The sequence below is a fragment of the Nonomuraea sp. NPDC049480 genome, from assembly GCF_044465905.1.
Lineage (GTDB): Bacteria > Actinomycetota > Actinomycetes > Streptosporangiales > Streptosporangiaceae > Nonomuraea.
Genome location: NZ_JBITMD010000003.1, coordinates 656,660 through 672,385 on the forward strand (window position 1 = coordinate 656,660; position 15,726 = coordinate 672,385).

Here is a 15,726-nt window from a genome sequence, read left to right on the forward strand (position 1 = left end):
ACTAGCTTTGTCCCGCGACTTGACGGACCCTTAGCAAATTTGGGGCAAAAGCATACTCATTTATCACCCGTCACGGATGTAGCAGCACTCGGTTACAGTCCGAAATCATTCGAGGTGATCTCGGTTATCTCCCGGTCCGCGGACCGGGCTGTGTCCTAGCTTCATTGGCATGAATCTCCAGCAGCTCCGCTATGTGGTCGCGACTGCGGAGCACCGCACCATGACCGACGCGGCCAGGTCGCTGTACATCGCGCAGCCTGCGCTTTCCCGCGCGATCCGCGATCTCGAGCGAGAGCTCGGCATGACCCTCTTCGCCCGTTCCGGCCGTGGCGTGGTCGTCACCGCACAGGGCCGGCGGGTGGTCAAGCTGGCACGGGAGGCGCTCGACGCCGTCCACGAGATCGAGGGCCTGGCCAACCACGGCGGCGTCACCGAGGCGGAGCTTCGCATCGCCTCGACGCCCAGCCTCGAGCCCGGACTCGCGGGGCGGCTGCTGCCCGCCTACGCGGCCGAGCACCCCGGTGTACGCGTTCAGATCGTGCGTTGCGACGGCCGCGAGGGCGTCGTCACCGCCATCCGGGATCAGCGAGCCGATCTCGGGCTCACCGATCTGCCCGTGCCCGCCGACCTCATCACCCACCCGCTCGAACGCCAGGAGATCGTGCTGATCTCCCCGCCCGGGCTCGACCTGCCCAATCCGGTGCCGATGGGCAAGCTGCACGGCATGCGCCTGGCGCTGCCGGCCCGCGGCAGCACCCGGCGCAGGGAGCTCGACGCGATGTTCGGCAAGTACGCGGTGACCCCGGTGGTCGTGCTCGAAACCGACGAGCGCAACGGCTGGCTGAACGCGGTCCGCGCCGGCCAGGCCTCACTGCTGTGGTACCGCGGCATGGCCGAGCAGGCCGCACGCGCGGGCCTGGTGGTGCGCTCGCTCGAACCCGCCGTGCGCCGCGTCATCGCCGTGGTGCACGCCCGTCGCCGCCTGCCGATGATCGCCCAGGACTTCCTGGCCACCGCCGAAAAGGGGACAGCCGCCTGACCACTTTTCGGAACGCTCCATGATCCGACTACCACCCCCCGAACCGCGCTGATCCCCAGCACCCCGCCGGAACCCGCCTGCCGCCTCTTCCGCCGGGTCGTGGGACAGCGGCCCACAGGCGGCGATCTCCAGCACTCAGCAGCCGGCCGTGCCGCGGTCTGCGGCCACGTCGTGCTCAGCGGGAGACGGGGAGCCGCACCACGACGCGCAGTCCCGGTGCGGCGTCCTCCAGCGAGACCGTGCCGCCGTGGGCGCGCACGGTCTCCCGTACGATCGCCAGCCCGAGCCCGGCGCCGCCCTCGTCGCGGCTGCGCCCGGAGTCGAGCCTGGTGAAGCGGTTGAACACGCGATCTCGGTCCTGCTCCGGGATACCGGGCCCGTCGTCGGTCACGGTCAGCACGCCGTCGGCGGTCAGCACGACCTCCACCTTGGAGGAGGTGTGGCGTACCGCGTTGTCCATGAGGTTCGTCAGGACCCTGCTCAGGTCGAGCGCGTCGCCGCGGACCACGACCGGGTCGCAGGCGGTCAGGCGCGCCTCGCCGTAACGGTCGGCGGTCTGGCGCACCACCTCGTCGAGGTGCACCGGCTCGCTCCTGGCCGGGACACCGCCGCGCTCGTCCAGCCGGGCCAGCGCCAGCAGGTCCTCGGCCAGCCTGGACAACCGCATCGTGTCCTCCAGCACGCCCTCGGCCGTCTCCACCCAGTCCTGGCCCTCGGGGTGGCCGAGCGCCACCTCCAACTGCAGCCGGATGCTGGCCAGCGGGCTGCGCAGCTCGTGCGCGGCGTCGGAGACCAGAGCGCGCTGGCGCTGCTCGGCGTCCTCCAGCCGGGCCAGCATGCCGTTGAGCGTGGTGGCCAGCGAGTGCACCTCGTCGCGCGACTGCGGCACCGGCAGCCGGCGCGACCTGGCGGTGTGCGTGATGTCGGCCGCGACCCTGCGCAGCGCGGCGATCGGGCGCAGGGTCCGGCCGATCATGATCCAGCTCGCCACGGCGAGCAGGACGACCAGCGCGGGCGTGCCGACCAGCAGGACCCGCCCGGCCGTGCCGAGGCTGGTCTGGATCTCGGTGATGGGCCTGGCCGCGATCACCGTCTGCCCGCGGTCCGCGCTGAGCACGACCACCCGCAGGAAGCCGGGGACCGCGTACGGCCGCCCGTCCAGCAGTATGGCCTGCCCGCCGCGCAGGGCCCTGGCCCTGGCCGCGGCGTCCAGCAGGGGCACCAGCCGGTCCGTGCCGTACGTGACGTGCGTGATCCGGCCCCGGGCGTCGACGACCTGCACGATCGTGCCGTCGTGGGTGGTGATGGGGCTGGTCAGCGTGCCGGCGTCGGCGGCCACGCGCACGGCGTCGGCCTGCCTCCTGGTGCTCTCGTCCACGGTGTCCATCAGGGCCCGGTCGAGCACGCTGAGCAGCACCGACGCCGACAGGGCGAGCGCCAGCGCGAGCACCGCGGCGGCCGCCACGGTGAGCCTGAAACGCAATCCCTGGCGGCGCCACCACACGAGCGGGGACTCAGCCACCGTCGCCCGCCAGCCGGTAGCCGGCGCCGCGGACGGTCTGCAGCGCGTTCCTGCCGAACGGGGCGTCGATCTTGCGGCGCAGGTAGCCGACGTACACCTCGACCACGTTCGGGTCGGTGTCGAAGGTGTCCCACACGTGCTCGAGGATCTCCGACTTCGACACCACCTCGTCGCGCCTGCGCATCAGGTACTCGAGCAGCGCGAACTCGCGCGGCGTCAGCTCCACCGAGGTGCCGCCCCGCTCCACCCTGCGCCGCGCCGGGTCCAGCGACAGGTCGCCGGCCGTCAGCACCGCCGGCCGCCGTCCCGCGTCGCGCCGCAGCAACGCCCGCAGCCTGGCCACCAGCACCACGTACGAGAACGGCTTGGTCAGGTAGTCGTCGGCCCCCAGGTCGAGCCCGTCGGCCATGTCGTACTCGCCGTCCTTGGCCGACAACATGAGGATCGGCACCCAGTTCTCCTCCGCGCGCAACTGCTTGCACACGTTGTAGCCCGACAGCCTCGGCAGCATGATGTCGAGCACCACGACGTCGTAGTCGCCCTGCCGGGCCGCGTGCAGTCCCTGCTCGCCGTCGTGGGCGAGGTCCACGGCGAAACCCTCCGCCTGGAGCCCGCGCTGCAACGCCGCCGCCATGCGCCGCTCGTCCTCGACGACAAGTACCCTCATGTGCTGATTCTCCCGTCCAGTGCCTGAGACCACCCTGAGAAGGCTGAGAGCAGTCTCAGACTGTCTCAGGTCCGCCTAAGGATGCACGACGCAGGCTGTGTACATCGACATACCGTTAAGGAGTGAGATGCGCAGAGGCACGTTCGTGAGGTGGGGGGTACCGATCGCGGCGGCGGCCGTGATCGGAGCAGCGATCGGCGCCGGCCCCGTCATAGCCGCGGTGAGCGGCGAGCCCGTGCTGCCGGAGCGCTCGGCCCAGCAGCTGCTGGCCGACGCCGTGGCGGCGACCAGCAAGTCGCAGGGCATCGCGCCGATGTCCGGCACCGTCCAGCAGACGGCGTCGCTCGGCCTGCCGGCGCTGCCGCAGACCGGCGGCGGTGGCGCCACGTCGCCGCTCAGCCTGCTGTCCGGCTCGCACGAGGTGAAGGTCTGGTACGGCGGCGAGAACAAGATGCGCGTGGCCATGCCGACCCAGCTGAACGAGACCAACCTGATCGTCAACGGCGACCAGGCCTGGTACTGGGACAGCGCCACCAACACCGCGACCAAGCTGACGATCAAGGCCGGGACGGGGCAGAAGCCCGTCACGCCCACGCCGCAGCCGACCGATCTGACGCCGCAGGCGGCGGCGGAGCGGCTGCTGACCGAGGTCGACGAGCACACCGACGTCCGGGTGATCAACACGGCCGAGGTGGCGGGCCGCCCGGCCTACCAGCTCGTGCTGGCGCCCAAGGCGGAGGGCTCGCTGGTGCAGGAGGTACGCATCGCGCTCGACGGCGAGACGTACGTGCCGCTCCAGGTGCAGCTGTTCGCCAAGGGATCGGCGGAGCCGGCGTACCAGGTGGGCTTCACCCAGGTGACGTTCACCCCGCCGGCGGCCGAGAACTTCACCTTCACCCCGCCCGCGGGCGCCAAGGTGGAGGAGGCCACGCTCGGCGAGAACGGCGTCGGCGAGAAGGCCGAGCAGCGCGCCGAGCACGCCGCCGACGTGGCGAACGGGGCCAAGTTCGTCGGCGAGGGCTGGGCGCGGGTGGCCGTCGTGCCGTTCAAACTGTCCGACCTGCAGGCCCAGGCCACTCAGGGATCGGAGGACGGCGGCAACGCGGCCGCGATGCTCGACACCGTGCTGAAGTCCGCCACCCCGGTGAGCGGCACGTGGGGCTCCGGCAAGCTGATCAAGACCAAGCTCGTCACCGCCCTGCTGACCGACGACGGCCGCCTCCTGGTCGGCGCGGTCACCCCCGAGGAGATCACCAAGGCGGCGGGCACCAAGTGACCGCCATCACGCTGGAAGCGGGGGCGCCCTTCGGGGCGGCCCCGCCCTCGGGGCCGGACTCGGCCGCCATCGTCACGCACGGCCTGACCAAGCGCTTCCGCGGCGGCCAGATCGCCGTGGACGCGCTGGACCTGGCCGTGCCGCGCGGCGCGGTGTTCGGCTTCCTCGGGCCCAACGGCTCGGGGAAGACCACCACGATCCGTATGCTGCTCGGCCTGGTCACGCCCACGGCCGGCGAATACTCCGTGCTCGGCCTGCCGCCCGCCCAGGCCCTGCCGCGGGTGGGGGCGCTGGTCGAGGGACCGGCGTTCTACCCGTACCTGTCCGGCGCGGCCAACCTCATGCGCTTCGACGCCGCCGACCCGACAGCGCGGGGAGCCACCGCCAAGCGGCGCATCGCCGAGGCGCTCGAACGCGTGGGCCTGTCGGCGGCCGCGGGCAAGCGCTACCGCAACTACTCGCTCGGCATGCGCCAGCGCCTGGCCATCGCCGCCGCGCTGCTCGGGCCGCGCGAGCTGCTCATCCTGGACGAGCCGACCAACGGACTCGACCCGCAGGGCACCCGCGAGGTCCGCGCGCTGGTCAAGGAGATCGCCGCCGACGGCACCACCGTCTTCGTCTCCTCCCATCTGCTGGGCGAGGTCGAGCAGATGTGCACGCATGCGGCGATCATGCGTACCGGCAGGCTGGTGGCGCAGGGCACGATCGCCTCGCTGAGCAGCGGCCTCGTCGCCCGCGTCAAGGTGGAGACGCCGGACGTGGCCGACGCCACGCGGGTGATCGGCGCGCTCGGCCTGGCCGACGTGCGGGCGGGCGAGGGTGAGGTGACCGCCGAGCTGGGCGGGCACGCGCCCGAGGAGATCAACGCCGCGCTGGTGGGGCAGGGTGTGGCCGTACGGGGGCTGGCGGTCGTGCGGCCGAGCCTCGAGGACGTGTTCGTCGGGCTGACCGGGGAGGGATTCGATGTCGACGGCTGACACCGATCTGATCGGCTCGGGAGCTCCGCTCCCTTCGCCGACGGAGAACCGGCGCACGCCTGGGCTGGTTCCCGTGGCGGAGACCATGCGCAGCGCCGAACGGCAGCCGCCCGAGGTGCTCGCCTCGCCGCAGCCGCCGCCCGCCAGAGGAACGTGGGCGTTCTGGCGGCTGCTCGGCTCGGAGCTGGGACTGACGTTCCGCCGGCCGCGCAACCTGGCGCTGCTGGCCGTGCTCGGCGCCGTGCCGATCCTGCTCGGCGTGGGGCTGCGGCTGGCCGCCGGCTCCGGGGACGACGCGGAGATGAGCGGCATCATCCAGGACGTCATGGGCAACAGCCTCATGCTGACGTTCCTGTCGTTCTCCTTCCTCGTCCTGCTGCTGATGCCGGTGGCGGTCAGCGTGGTCGCGGGCGACTCGGTCGCGGGGGAGGCGGGCCAGGGGACGCTGCGCTACCTGCTGGCCGCGCCGGCGGGGCGGACGCGGCTGCTGGCGGTGAAATACCTGAACGCGGTCGTCTTCGCCTACGCGGCCACCGCCGTGGTCGCGCTGTCCGCGCTGCTGACCGGGCTGATCCTGTTCCCGGGCGGGTCCGTGACGCTGCTGTCCGGCACCACCATCTCGGTGGCCGACGGGTTGCTGCGCATCCTCATCACCATCGGGTACGTGGGGGCGGGCATGGCGGCGCTGGCGGCCGTCGCGCTGGCGCTGTCGACGTTCACCGAAGTGCCCATCGGGGCCATCGCCGGGACCATGGTACTGATCATCATCTGCCAGGTGCTGCGCGCGATCCCGGACCTCGCGCCGATCACGCCGTACCTGCTGCCGACCCGGTTCACCGACTTCGACGCGGTGCTGCGCAGCCCGATCGACACGGGGGCGCTGCGGGACGGGCTGCTGACCTTCGGGGCGTACATCGCGTTGTTCGGCTCGATCGCGTGGGCCCGCTTCTCCGGCAAGGACATCACCTCCTGACGCCCTGACACCCGGCACGAGCGCCGCCCGCGCCCGCGGGACGGCGCTCGCCCGCGTTCCTCGGCCCGGTTTATTGCGTTGCGGACCGCCGAGCAGGCGGCCGATAATTTCCTCCTTTGTGGCGGCAGACCCGTGCATGGGTCCGGACACGGCGCGTAGCCGTGTCCTCACACATCCGGAGGTGCAAAACCATACCGCTCTATGCCCGGCTTGTCCGGTACGGCTTCCGCAAGCACGCCACCTACGTCTGGGCGGCGGTCGCCGGCGCGTTCACCAACAGCGTGTTCGGCGTCCTGCGCGCCTACATCCTCATCGCACTGTGGCAGGCCCGTCCCGGGCTGGCCGGCTACGACATCGCCGACGCCATCACCTACTGCTTCATCACCCAGGCGTTCATCGGGCCGATGCAGCTGTTCGGCGGCGGGCTGTCCATCCCCGAGCGCATCCGCAGCGGCGACATCGCGCTCGACCTGGTCCGCCCGGCCTCGCTCCAGCTCTGGTCGCTGGCCGAGGACGTGGGCCGGGCCGCGTACCTGTTCATCGTCCGCGGCCTCCCGCCGATGGTGCTGGGCGCGGCGTTGTTCGGCATCGTCGTGCCCGCCGACCCCGGCCGGTGGGCGGCGTTCCTGACCGGTTTCGCCATCGCGGTCGTGGCCAGCTTCGGCTGGCGCTACCTGATCGCGCTGTCGGTCTGCTGGCTGGTCGACGACCGCGGTGTGGTGGTGCTGTCCCTGGTGCTGACGACCTTCTTCAGCGGCATGATGGTGCCCCTGCACATCTTCCCCGGCCGGCTCGGCGACCTGGTCACGGCGCTGCCGTGGGCGGCCATGGTCCAGATGCCGACCGACCTCTACCTCGGCAAGGCCCCGGTCCTGGAGACCCTCGCCTTCCAGGCGTTCTGGGCGGCGGTCCTGCTCGGGCTCGGCGCGCTCGGCACCAGGGCGATCCGCCACAAGGTGGTGATCCAGGGTGGTTAGGACATACTTCCTGCTGGCCTGGACCTGGACCCGCGCCGCCGCGGCCTACCCGGTCTCCTTCTGGGCGATGGCCGTGGGCGGCCTGCTCGTGACGGGCCTCGACGTGGCCGTCATCCTGGTCGTCTTCGCCAACACCACCAGCCTCGCCGGGTTCTCCCGCGAGGAGGTCCTCTTCCTGTACGGCACCTCCAGCGTCGCCTTCACCCTCTGCGACATGTTCGTCAGCAACATCGACAGGGTGAGCCAGCACATCAAGGCCGGCACGCTGGACACGTTCCTGATCAGGCCGGTCAGCGCGTGGATCCAGCTCGCCACCGACCGCTTCACCGCCAACCGGCTGGGACGGGTGCTGCAGGCCTCCGCCGTGCTCGGCTACGCCGTGACCGCGCTCGGCCTCGACGTCCGCCGCGCCTGGATGATCCCCGTCATGGTGGTCACCGGCGTGGTCATCTTCACGTCGTTGTGGACGCTGGCCGGGGCGCTGCAGTTCGCGCTGACCGACGCGCCGGAGGTGAGCAGCTCCCTCACCTACGGCAGCCACCAGCTCAGCCAGTACCCGCTCAGCATCTACGGCCGCGACCTGGTCAGCGGCGTCACGTACGTGTTCCCGCTGGCCTTCATCAACTGGCAGCCCGGCCTGTACGTCCTGGGCAGGGACGATCCCTTCGGCACGCCGGAGTTCATGCGGTTCCTCGGACCGGCCGCCGCGCTGGTCCTCGCCCTGCTCGCCGTGCTGGCCTGGCGGCAGGGCATCAGGCACTACCGATCAACGGGGAGTTGAGGATGATCGAGCTCGACCGGGTGGGACGTTCGTTCAAGGTGAAGAGGAATGTCGTCCACGCCGTACGCGATCTGTCGTTCACCGTGCCGGCGGGAGAGTTCGTCGGCTGTCTCGGGCCCAACGGCGCGGGCAAGTCCACCACGATCAAGATGTTGTGCGGCATCCTCACGCCCACCTCCGGCCGGGTGCGCGTGGCCGGGCTCGACCCGTCGCGCCGGCGCACCACGCTGGCGCGGCGGATCGGGGTGGTGTTCGGGCAACGTACGACGCTGTGGTGGGACCTGCCGCTCGCCGACAGCTTCGAGCTGATCCGGCTGCTGTACAAGGTCGACCGCGACGCGTTCAGGTCGCGGCTGGACGAGCTGACGCAGACGCTCGACCTGGGCGCGTTCCTGCGGACGCCGGTGCGGCAGCTCAGCCTGGGGCAGCGCATGCGCGGCGACCTGGCGGCGGCGCTGCTGCACGCGCCGGACGTGCTGGTGCTGGACGAGCCCACGATCGGGCTGGACGTGGTGAGCAAGGCCGGCATCCGGGATTTCCTGCGGCGGATCAACGCCGAGCGGGGCACGACCGTGCTGCTGACCACGCATGACCTCGGCGACATCGAACGCCTGTGCCGCCGGGTGATGCTGATCGACCACGGGCGGCTGGCGTTCGACGGGACGCTGGAGGAGCTGATGGCCACCGCGCCCGGCCAGTCCACGATCGAGGACGTCGTCACCCGCCTCTACACGGGCAGTGCGGCTCAGTAGTAGCCGCTGCCCTCCGGCGCGGCCTCGTAGTCCTCGTCGACGTCGTCGCGCTGACGCGACCAGCGCGACGGCATCAGCACCGGGATGAACAGCGCCACGCCCATCAGGGCCAGCACGCCCGTCGTCAGGAGGGTCCTGGCGCCTTGCCCGGCCTCTCTGACGATCTGGTTCACCGACGGCTCGGCGGGAATCAGGGAAAGCGCCTGGTTCATGTCGAGCGCGTAGACGACCGTCCACGCCAGCAGGACCATGGACGGCACGAACGTCGCGAGCGGCGAGACCCGGCCCGCCACCACGAGCCCGAAGACCAGTCCGACCGCGGCCATCGCGCCGAGCGCGATCCACATCTTCGTGCTGTCCGGCGGTGTCGCCGCGGCGTTCCCGACAGCCTGTTGCACAGCCCAGCCGCCGCCTCCGAGCACGGCGACGGTAACCACAAGCCCGATGAACAACCCAGCCAAGTGCCGCAACGCTCTCACCTCTATGTCAACGCGATCGGCACGACCATAGCGACAAATGTTGTGTACCGACCAGGCATTGTGAACTCGAGGTCTCATGACACCCCTGCCCCGTGAGACCATGTGGCACACCCATGCGTGCGCAACTCCCCCTCCGGCTCGCACGGACGGCCGCCTTCTCCGCCGTCTGTGTGACCCTCGCCGTGCTCGCCCATGTGGTGGGCGGCGGCTCCGGGCCCGCACCATGGGTCGCGGGGCTCGGGCTGGCGGCGGTGGCCGGGCTGGGGCTGGCGCTGTGCGGCAGGGAGCGCTCGACCACGACGATCAACGTCGTGCTGGTCCTGGCGCAGCTCGGGCTGCACGAGCTGTTCGCGGGCGACGACACGGCCTATGTCTCGGTGCACGGGCACGGGGAAGGCCTGGCGGTCAACGTCGGCATGCTGCTCGCCCACGTGACGGCCACCATGATCACCGGCCAATGGCTGGCACGCGGCGAGGCCGCGCTCTGGGCGCTGCTGCGCCGCCTCGGCCGCCGGCTCGTCCTGCTCCACCTCGTCGCGGTGCCCGCCGTGCGGCCGTCCGCGCCGATCGTCTTCACCCGGATCGTCCCGCTCCAGCCGGGGTTCCGGCACTGCCTGGCCAGGCGTGGTCCTCCACTTCCCGCCTGATCGTCTGACACCCCTTTTTCCTCATTCAGCCAAGTGGAGTTCCGCCATGTCCTTCGTACGCCGTGCCGCGACCGTGCTCGCCGCCACCGCGGTCCTCACCGCCGGGCTCGCGCTGCCCGCGCTGGCCCACGTCACCATCCAGCCGGGGACCGCCGAGCAGGGCGGGTTCACCAAGGTCGCGTTCCGGGTCCCCAACGAGCGCGACAACGCCTCGACCACCAAGATCGAAGTCTCCTTCCCCACTGACCACCCGCTGGCCTTCGTGTCGGTCAAGCCCTTGCCCGGGTGGGAGGTGAAGGTGACGGAGAGCAAGCTGCCCAAGCCGGTCAAGACCGAGTACGGCGACCTGGAGGAGGCCGTCACCAAGGTCGTATGGTCGGGAGGCAAGATCAATCCGGGGGAGTTCCAGGAGTTCGAGGTGTCCATGGGGCAACTGCCCAAGGACACGGGGCAGCTGATGTTCCCGACCAAGCAGACGTACTCGAACGGTGAGGTCGTGGACTGGTCGGAGGCCCCGAAGGCGGACGGGACGGAGCCCGAGCACCCGGCTCCGCTGCTCAAGCTCGTCCCCGCCGCCACGTCGGGCTCGCACGGCACCGCCTCGGCGGCGGCACCCGCCTCGCCGGCGACGACCCCGGTGGCCGCGGGCACGTCCTCCACCGACGGCACCGCCCGGCTGCTGGGCGGAGCGGGGCTGGCAGTGGGCGTCGCCGGCGTCATCATCGGCGCCATGGGACTCCGCCGCCGCCCCACCGCCTGACCCTCCCCTGCCCGGCGTCCGGGTGCTCGTCTGCCGGACGCCGGGCACATGGTGGTCAGCGGTCGGCGATGCGGTAGACGAAACGCAGGCCCGACCAGGTCGCGTCGATGGCGGCGACTTTGTTGTCCACCAGGCCCAGGGACAGGCCGTAGTCGCGGATCGGGTTCTCCGACAGGTCCGTGGGGACCTTGCTGGAGCGCTTGGGCCAGCACACCCAGAGGCCGCCGTTCTTGACCAGGCGGCCCTTGGCGGCGGGAAAGGACTCGTGGAGCGCGGCGGAGTCCGGGCAGAAGACGAGGATGACGTCGTACGGGTCCTCGTCCGCGGTCCGGTGCACCTCCGCTTCGGGCTCTCCCAGAGGGAGACCGTCCGGGGCGTCCACGGCCAGGACCCGGTGACCTGGCTTGACGCCGAGTTTGCGCGGCAGCGGAGTCCCCGAATATCCGGACATGTGCACCAGCGTGACACAACGCCGAAATGTCCGCGTAAGCGATGAGATACTTACTGGCCGGTAGGAACCGCCTCTACGGGGAAGGAGAGTCTTCGGAGGGTCGAAATGCAGATCGACGGGGATGCGGTTCCCGAGTACCCCTTGAGCTGGCAGGCCCGCGCGCTGACCGGTCTGATGCGCGGGACCTTGAAACCGGCGTCCACGCTCTTGATGCGCCATCCGCTCGCGCTGGTCGGGGCGGCTCGCATCGGCGAGGTCACGCGCCTGGTCCAGGTGCCACATCCGGCACACGTCACGATCGTGCCGGCGGCGTTCTCGGACTGCGGAGGCGAGTGGGTGCGCGGCGGCCAGGGGCTCGATGAACGCAAGGCGGTGCTGTACTTCCATGGCGGCGGTTATTTCTCGTGCTCGCCGCGGACGCACCGGTCCATCACGTGGCGGCTGTCGGTGGTGGCCAGGCGGCCGGTCCTGGCGCTCGACTACCGCCAGGGTCCGGTCCACAAGCTCGCCGATTCGCTGGCCGACGCCCTGGACGCGTACGACTGCCTGCTGCGGCGCGGCCACGCCCCCGAGGACATCATCCTCGCGGGCGACTCCGCCGGCGGCCATCTGACGCTGGCGACCCTGCTGGCGCTGCGGGACCGGGGGTTGCCGCTGCCCGCGGCCGCGATCTGCCTGTCGCCCTGGGCGGACCTGACCGACATCCCGCGCCGCGCGAACCGCTGGCAGGACCCCCTCCTGCCGGCCAGCCGGGTGCGGTGGCTGGCCCGCCGGTGGACCTCGGGGCTGGACCCGCGCGATCCGCTGGTCTCGCCGGTGCACGGGGATTTCACGGGACTGCCGCCACTCATGATCGTGACGGGGTCCACCGAGGTCCTGCGTGACGAGGCCCGGCGGGTGGCCGAACGGGCGCGTCGCGACGGGGTTCTCGTCAGATACGAGGAATGGCGGCGCATGCCGCATGTGTTCCCCATATTGGCGGACGTGCTTCCCGAGGCGCGGCTGGCGTTCCGGCACATGGCGCGCTTCCTCGCCGCGGTCGGCGCCCGCCCCGGGTTGGTGGACGACACGGCGGCCGCCTGATCCGGCGAAGATCCGGCCCCGACTGGCGGTGCACGCCCGGAAGCGTATAAGGTTAGCCATACCTAACTTTTGTCAGGGGGCAGTTCTTCATGGCTGACAAGCCCGCGGATCATCACCGAGGCGTCGTCCTGCGAACCGAGCGGCTCTCGCCGCACATGATCCGGATCGTGGTCGGCGGCGACGGGCTGGCCGACTTCGCCACCTCCGGACTGACCGACCACTACGTGAAGATCGTCTTCCCCTACGAGGGTGTCGAATATCCCGAGCCGTTCAGCGTGAAGGCCTGCCGCGAGACGATGCCGCGTGAGCTGTGGCCGCGGCTGCGCACCTACACCGTGCGCGCCTGGGACCCGGACTCCCGCGAGCTGACGCTCGACTTCGTCGTCCACGGTGACGAGGGCCTGGCCGGGCCGTGGGCCGAAGGGGCGCGGCCGGGTGACGTCGTGCTGATGCTGGGCCCGGGCGGTGGCTACGCGCCCGACCCCGAGGCGGACTGGCATCTCCTGGTGGGCGACGAAAGCGCGCTGCCGGCCATCGCGGCCTCCCTGGAGACGCTGCCGGACGGGGCGCTCGCGCACGTCCTGGTGGAGGTGGACGGGCCCGAGGACGAGCTCAAGCTCGGCACGGCCGCCGACGCGCGGATCTCCTGGCTGTACCGCAACGGTCGGCCCGTGGGTGAGCTGCTGGTCCACGCGGTACGCGGGCTGGAGTTCCCGGAGGGGAATGTGCACGCGTTCGTCCACGGCGAGGCCGGGTTCGTCAAGCAGCTCCGCCGTCACCTGCGCATCGACCGCGGGATCGGGATGGACCGGCTGTCGATCTCCGGGTACTGGCGGGCCGGGGTGGACGACGAGGGCTGGCGCGCGGTCAAGAGGGACTGGAACAGCGAGGTGGAGGCCGAGGAGGCCGCCGCCGTCGCCGGCTGACCCCGCCGCCACCGCGGGGTGGTCCTCCCCGTCATAAGGTGGACCCATGGCGCTCTCGTGGCGGCCGCGCGGCGCGGTGGCGCTGACCTCGCTCTACTTCGCGAACGGCTACCCCGAGGTGCCCATCCATGTGGCCTGCATCGTGGCGCTCTACACGGTCGCCGACCGGACCCATCCGCTGATCGCGGTGGCCTGCGGGTCCGTGGCGGTGGCGGGGGCCGCCTGGCAGGAGATCACGTCGGCCATGCCGCCGGGCGACATCGTCATGATCACCGGCTGGCTGCTCATGGTGATCGCGTTCGGCGCCGCGTCCCGCAGCCACCGCGCGTACATCGCCGACCGGCTCGTGCTCAGCCACGCCACGGTGAAGACGCACGTCAGCCGCATCCTGGGCAAGCTGGGCGCCCGCGACAGGGCGCAGCCCGTGGTGGTGGCGTACGAGTCCGGGCTGGTGACGCCGCGCTGGGTCCGCGGCGACCTCTAGCCGCGGAGCGCAGGAGAGGCGAAACGCCACTTCAGACCGTCTGATCACACGGTTTACTCACTCCGGAGAAACGACCGCCTTACCTCCAATACCCCTTATGTAAGACATGCGGAAAGCCTCCGCGGATCCGGTCACAGTGTGCTTGCCGTGTCCAGATCAAGGAGAGGCGAACCGGATGGCGCGTGGTGAGGGCGGCATGCCTCCTGGGGTGCGACCGCTTACGGTGGGGGACCCGGTCATCTTCGGCCGATACCTTCTCCTCGGCCGCCTCGGCACGGGCGGGATGGGAGTGGTGTATCTGGCCGAACACCCGCAAGGGGGCCTGGTCGCGCTCAAGACACCGCACGCGGTGCATCTCAACGATGCCACGTTACGGGCGCGCTTCGCTGAGGAAGTGGCTTTCTCGCGAAGATTGGTGCCCTTTTGCACGGCAGCGGTCGTGGAGGACGGCGCCGACGAGGACCGCCCGTATCTGGTCACCGAGTACATCCCCGGTCCGGCCCTTTCCCAGGTCGTCATGGCCAGGGGGCCGCTCACGCCCGACCTGGCCTACGGCGTGGCGCTCGGCGTCGCCGCGGCCCTGGTCGCCGTGCACGAGGCGGGGCTCGTGCACCGGGACCTCAAGCCCGGCAACGTGCTGCTGTCCACGCGCGGGCCGCGGGTCATCGACTTCGGCATCGCCCGCGACGTCGACACGCTCGCCGCGCACACGCAGGCCGGGCAGGTCATGGGCAGCCCCGGCTGGGTGGCGCCGGAGCGGCTGACGGGCGGCCCCGCGATGCCGGCGTCGGACGTGTTCGCGTGGGGGTGCCTGGTGGCGTTCGCGGCGTCGGGGCACCATCCGTTCGGCGGAGGGGAGGCGGATGTGCTGACCAGGCGCATCCTGTTCGACCCGCCGCGCCTGGAGGGCGTGCCCGCCATGCTCCGGCCCGCCGTCGAGGCCGCCCTGGCCAAGGACCCCGCCGACCGGCCCACGGCCGCCGACCTGCTGCGGGCGTTGCTGGCCGCCGGCGGCGTCGGCGATCCCTGGGACCTGCGGCAGGCGGTGGCGGACGTCCTCGGGAAGATCTGGACGCCCGTGCCCCATCCGCCCGGAGGAGGGAGGGCACGCCTCGCCGCGCCGCCCGGCGAGCCGGAATCCGGCACCGCCCCACGGCGGAAGAGCCGGGCGAAGGCGGAGGCGCATCTGTCGCACGCCACCTTCGCGGCCCTGGCCACGGTGTCGATCGCGGCCGTCACGGTGGTCGTGGCCTCGGGGGTCGACGCGACGAGAGTGGGGGGTGGCTCGCTGCTGCCCGGCAACCCGCCGGTCGTCCAGCCCCAGGGCAGCGCCGGCTCCACCAGCCGGCCGTCCGTCACCCCGACCGGCGGCCTGCCGCCCACGGCGGCGGCGACCGTGGCTCCCGTCACGTCCACGCCCACGGTCTTCGTCACGCACACCCGTACGAAGGCCCCGGTCACCGTGCTCAGCACCTCGCCGGACCGTAAGGACGACACGACCCGCCCGTCGAACACGAGCGGCCCCGGCGACCCCGGCGATCCCGATCCCGGGGAGTGCGCGAATCCGGCGGCGCGCAGGCGCGCGAACGCGGCGGCCCGGCGCGACTGCCCGCAGCCGTCCAGTTCGATCACGACGATCCCGCAGGACGGCCCCGGCGAGTCACCGGACCCCTCCACGTCGGCCACCACCACCCCGACGGAGACGGCCACCGGCGGTTCCTGAGCCCGGCCCACCGTGTCCGGGGCGGGGCGGGAACAGGTCATGTGGTTTGCTCGTCGCCGCTCTCACGATCGATCTCCAGCAACATCTCCCCGTCCTCCTCCGTGCGGTCCAGGGAGTCCCGGACACTGCCGATGAAGACACCTGCCAGGCACTCGGCCTGCGACTCGAGGCGGCGGAATCGCTCGTTAGCTCGCTTGTGCAGAACAGGT

General features: G+C 71.4%; 16 protein-coding genes and 1 pseudogene. 13 read left to right on the top strand and 4 right to left on the bottom strand.

Annotated features, from left to right (window positions below; translation table 11 throughout):
• The first annotated feature begins 169 nt into the window (after window positions 1–169).
• Window positions 170–1,039 (top strand): LysR family transcriptional regulator, encoded by an 870-nt coding sequence (locus ACIBX3_RS12745; protein WP_397116180.1) that lies wholly within the window; start codon window positions 170–172, stop codon window positions 1,037–1,039.
• 175 nt (window positions 1,040–1,214) lie between these two features.
• Here the strand turns inward: ACIBX3_RS12745 and ACIBX3_RS12750 are convergent, their stop codons facing one another.
• Both ACIBX3_RS12750 and ACIBX3_RS12755 read right to left on the bottom strand, forming a co-directional pair.
• The gene (locus tag ACIBX3_RS12750) at window positions 1,215–2,561 is read right to left on the bottom strand and encodes a sensor histidine kinase (RefSeq protein WP_397116182.1); all 1,347 of its coding nucleotides are present in this window, start codon (window positions 2,559–2,561) and stop codon (window positions 1,215–1,217) included.
• A complete protein-coding gene (locus ACIBX3_RS12755; protein WP_397116184.1) occupies window positions 2,554–3,228 on the bottom strand; it encodes a response regulator transcription factor in 675 nt (224 codons plus the stop codon). Before ACIBX3_RS12755 ends, ACIBX3_RS12750 begins: the two co-directional genes overlap by 8 nt.
• Window positions 3,229–3,355: 127 nt before the next feature.
• On the opposite strand from ACIBX3_RS12755, the gene ACIBX3_RS12760 reads away from it, so the two are divergent.
• The 6 genes from ACIBX3_RS12760 (at window position 3,356) to ACIBX3_RS12785 (ending at window position 8,964) form a co-directional block, all read left to right on the top strand.
• Entirely contained in the window at window positions 3,356–4,504 is a 1,149-nt protein-coding gene (locus ACIBX3_RS12760) for an outer membrane lipoprotein carrier protein LolA (RefSeq protein WP_397116186.1), read from the top strand.
• Entirely contained in the window at window positions 4,501–5,481 is a 981-nt protein-coding gene (locus ACIBX3_RS12765) for an ATP-binding cassette domain-containing protein (protein WP_397116188.1), read from the top strand. The genes ACIBX3_RS12760 and ACIBX3_RS12765 overlap by 4 nt, the downstream gene beginning before the upstream one ends.
• Window positions 5,468–6,454 (top strand): ABC transporter permease, encoded by a 987-nt coding sequence (locus ACIBX3_RS12770; RefSeq protein ID WP_397116190.1) that lies wholly within the window; start codon window positions 5,468–5,470, stop codon window positions 6,452–6,454. Before ACIBX3_RS12765 ends, ACIBX3_RS12770 begins: the two co-directional genes overlap by 14 nt.
• Window positions 6,455–6,615: 161 nt before the next feature.
• The gene (locus tag ACIBX3_RS12775) at window positions 6,616–7,431 is read left to right on the top strand and encodes an ABC transporter permease (protein WP_397116192.1); all 816 of its coding nucleotides are present in this window, start codon (window positions 6,616–6,618) and stop codon (window positions 7,429–7,431) included.
• Window positions 7,424–8,212 (top strand): ABC transporter permease, encoded by a 789-nt coding sequence (locus ACIBX3_RS12780; RefSeq protein ID WP_397116194.1) that lies wholly within the window; start codon window positions 7,424–7,426, stop codon window positions 8,210–8,212. Before ACIBX3_RS12775 ends, ACIBX3_RS12780 begins: the two co-directional genes overlap by 8 nt.
• A 2-nt stretch (window positions 8,213–8,214) precedes the next feature.
• The gene (locus ACIBX3_RS12785) at window positions 8,215–8,964 is read left to right on the top strand and encodes an ATP-binding cassette domain-containing protein (protein WP_397116195.1); all 750 of its coding nucleotides are present in this window, start codon (window positions 8,215–8,217) and stop codon (window positions 8,962–8,964) included.
• On the opposite strand, the gene ACIBX3_RS12790 is transcribed toward ACIBX3_RS12785, so the two are convergent.
• Window positions 8,958–9,434, bottom strand: a complete 477-nt coding sequence (locus ACIBX3_RS12790) for a hypothetical protein (RefSeq protein WP_397116197.1) — start codon at window positions 9,432–9,434, stop codon at window positions 8,958–8,960. The genes ACIBX3_RS12785 and ACIBX3_RS12790 overlap by 7 nt on opposite strands.
• A 122-nt stretch (window positions 9,435–9,556) precedes the next feature.
• On the opposite strand from ACIBX3_RS12790, the gene ACIBX3_RS12795 reads away from it, so the two are divergent.
• Together ACIBX3_RS12795 and ACIBX3_RS12800 are read left to right on the top strand one after the other, a co-directional pair.
• Window positions 9,557–10,090: an MFS transporter gene (locus ACIBX3_RS12795; protein WP_397116199.1), complete on the top strand. Its 534-nt coding sequence runs from the start codon at window positions 9,557–9,559 to the stop codon at window positions 10,088–10,090.
• Window positions 10,091–10,136: 46 nt separating this feature from the next.
• Entirely contained in the window at window positions 10,137–10,850 is a 714-nt protein-coding gene (locus ACIBX3_RS12800; protein WP_397116201.1) for a YcnI family protein, read from the top strand.
• 55 nt (window positions 10,851–10,905) lie between these two features.
• Here the strand turns inward: ACIBX3_RS12800 and ACIBX3_RS12805 are convergent, their stop codons facing one another.
• Window positions 10,906–11,301: a hypothetical protein gene (locus ACIBX3_RS12805; RefSeq protein ID WP_397116203.1), complete on the bottom strand. Its 396-nt coding sequence runs from the start codon at window positions 11,299–11,301 to the stop codon at window positions 10,906–10,908.
• 105 nt (window positions 11,302–11,406) lie between these two features.
• Here ACIBX3_RS12805 and ACIBX3_RS12810 point away from each other — a divergent pair, with 105 nt between their 5' ends.
• The 4 genes and pseudogenes from ACIBX3_RS12810 to ACIBX3_RS12825 all read left to right on the top strand — a co-directional run bounded on the left by ACIBX3_RS12810 (window position 11,407) and on the right by ACIBX3_RS12825 (window position 15,517).
• Complete coding sequence (locus ACIBX3_RS12810; RefSeq protein WP_397116205.1) at window positions 11,407–12,384, top strand: alpha/beta hydrolase fold domain-containing protein; 978 nt, start codon at window positions 11,407–11,409, stop codon at window positions 12,382–12,384.
• An 89-nt stretch (window positions 12,385–12,473) separates the two neighbouring features.
• Window positions 12,474–13,310, top strand: a complete 837-nt coding sequence (locus ACIBX3_RS12815) for a siderophore-interacting protein (protein WP_397116207.1) — start codon at window positions 12,474–12,476, stop codon at window positions 13,308–13,310.
• Window positions 13,311–13,641: 331 nt separating this feature from the next.
• Window positions 13,642–13,794 (top strand): annotated as a pseudogene (locus ACIBX3_RS12820) (response regulator transcription factor); the annotation flags it as partial.
• A gap of 175 nt (window positions 13,795–13,969) precedes the next feature.
• Complete coding sequence (locus tag ACIBX3_RS12825; RefSeq protein WP_397116209.1) at window positions 13,970–15,517, top strand: serine/threonine-protein kinase; 1,548 nt, start codon at window positions 13,970–13,972, stop codon at window positions 15,515–15,517.
• Window positions 15,518–15,726: the final 209 nt, after the last annotated feature.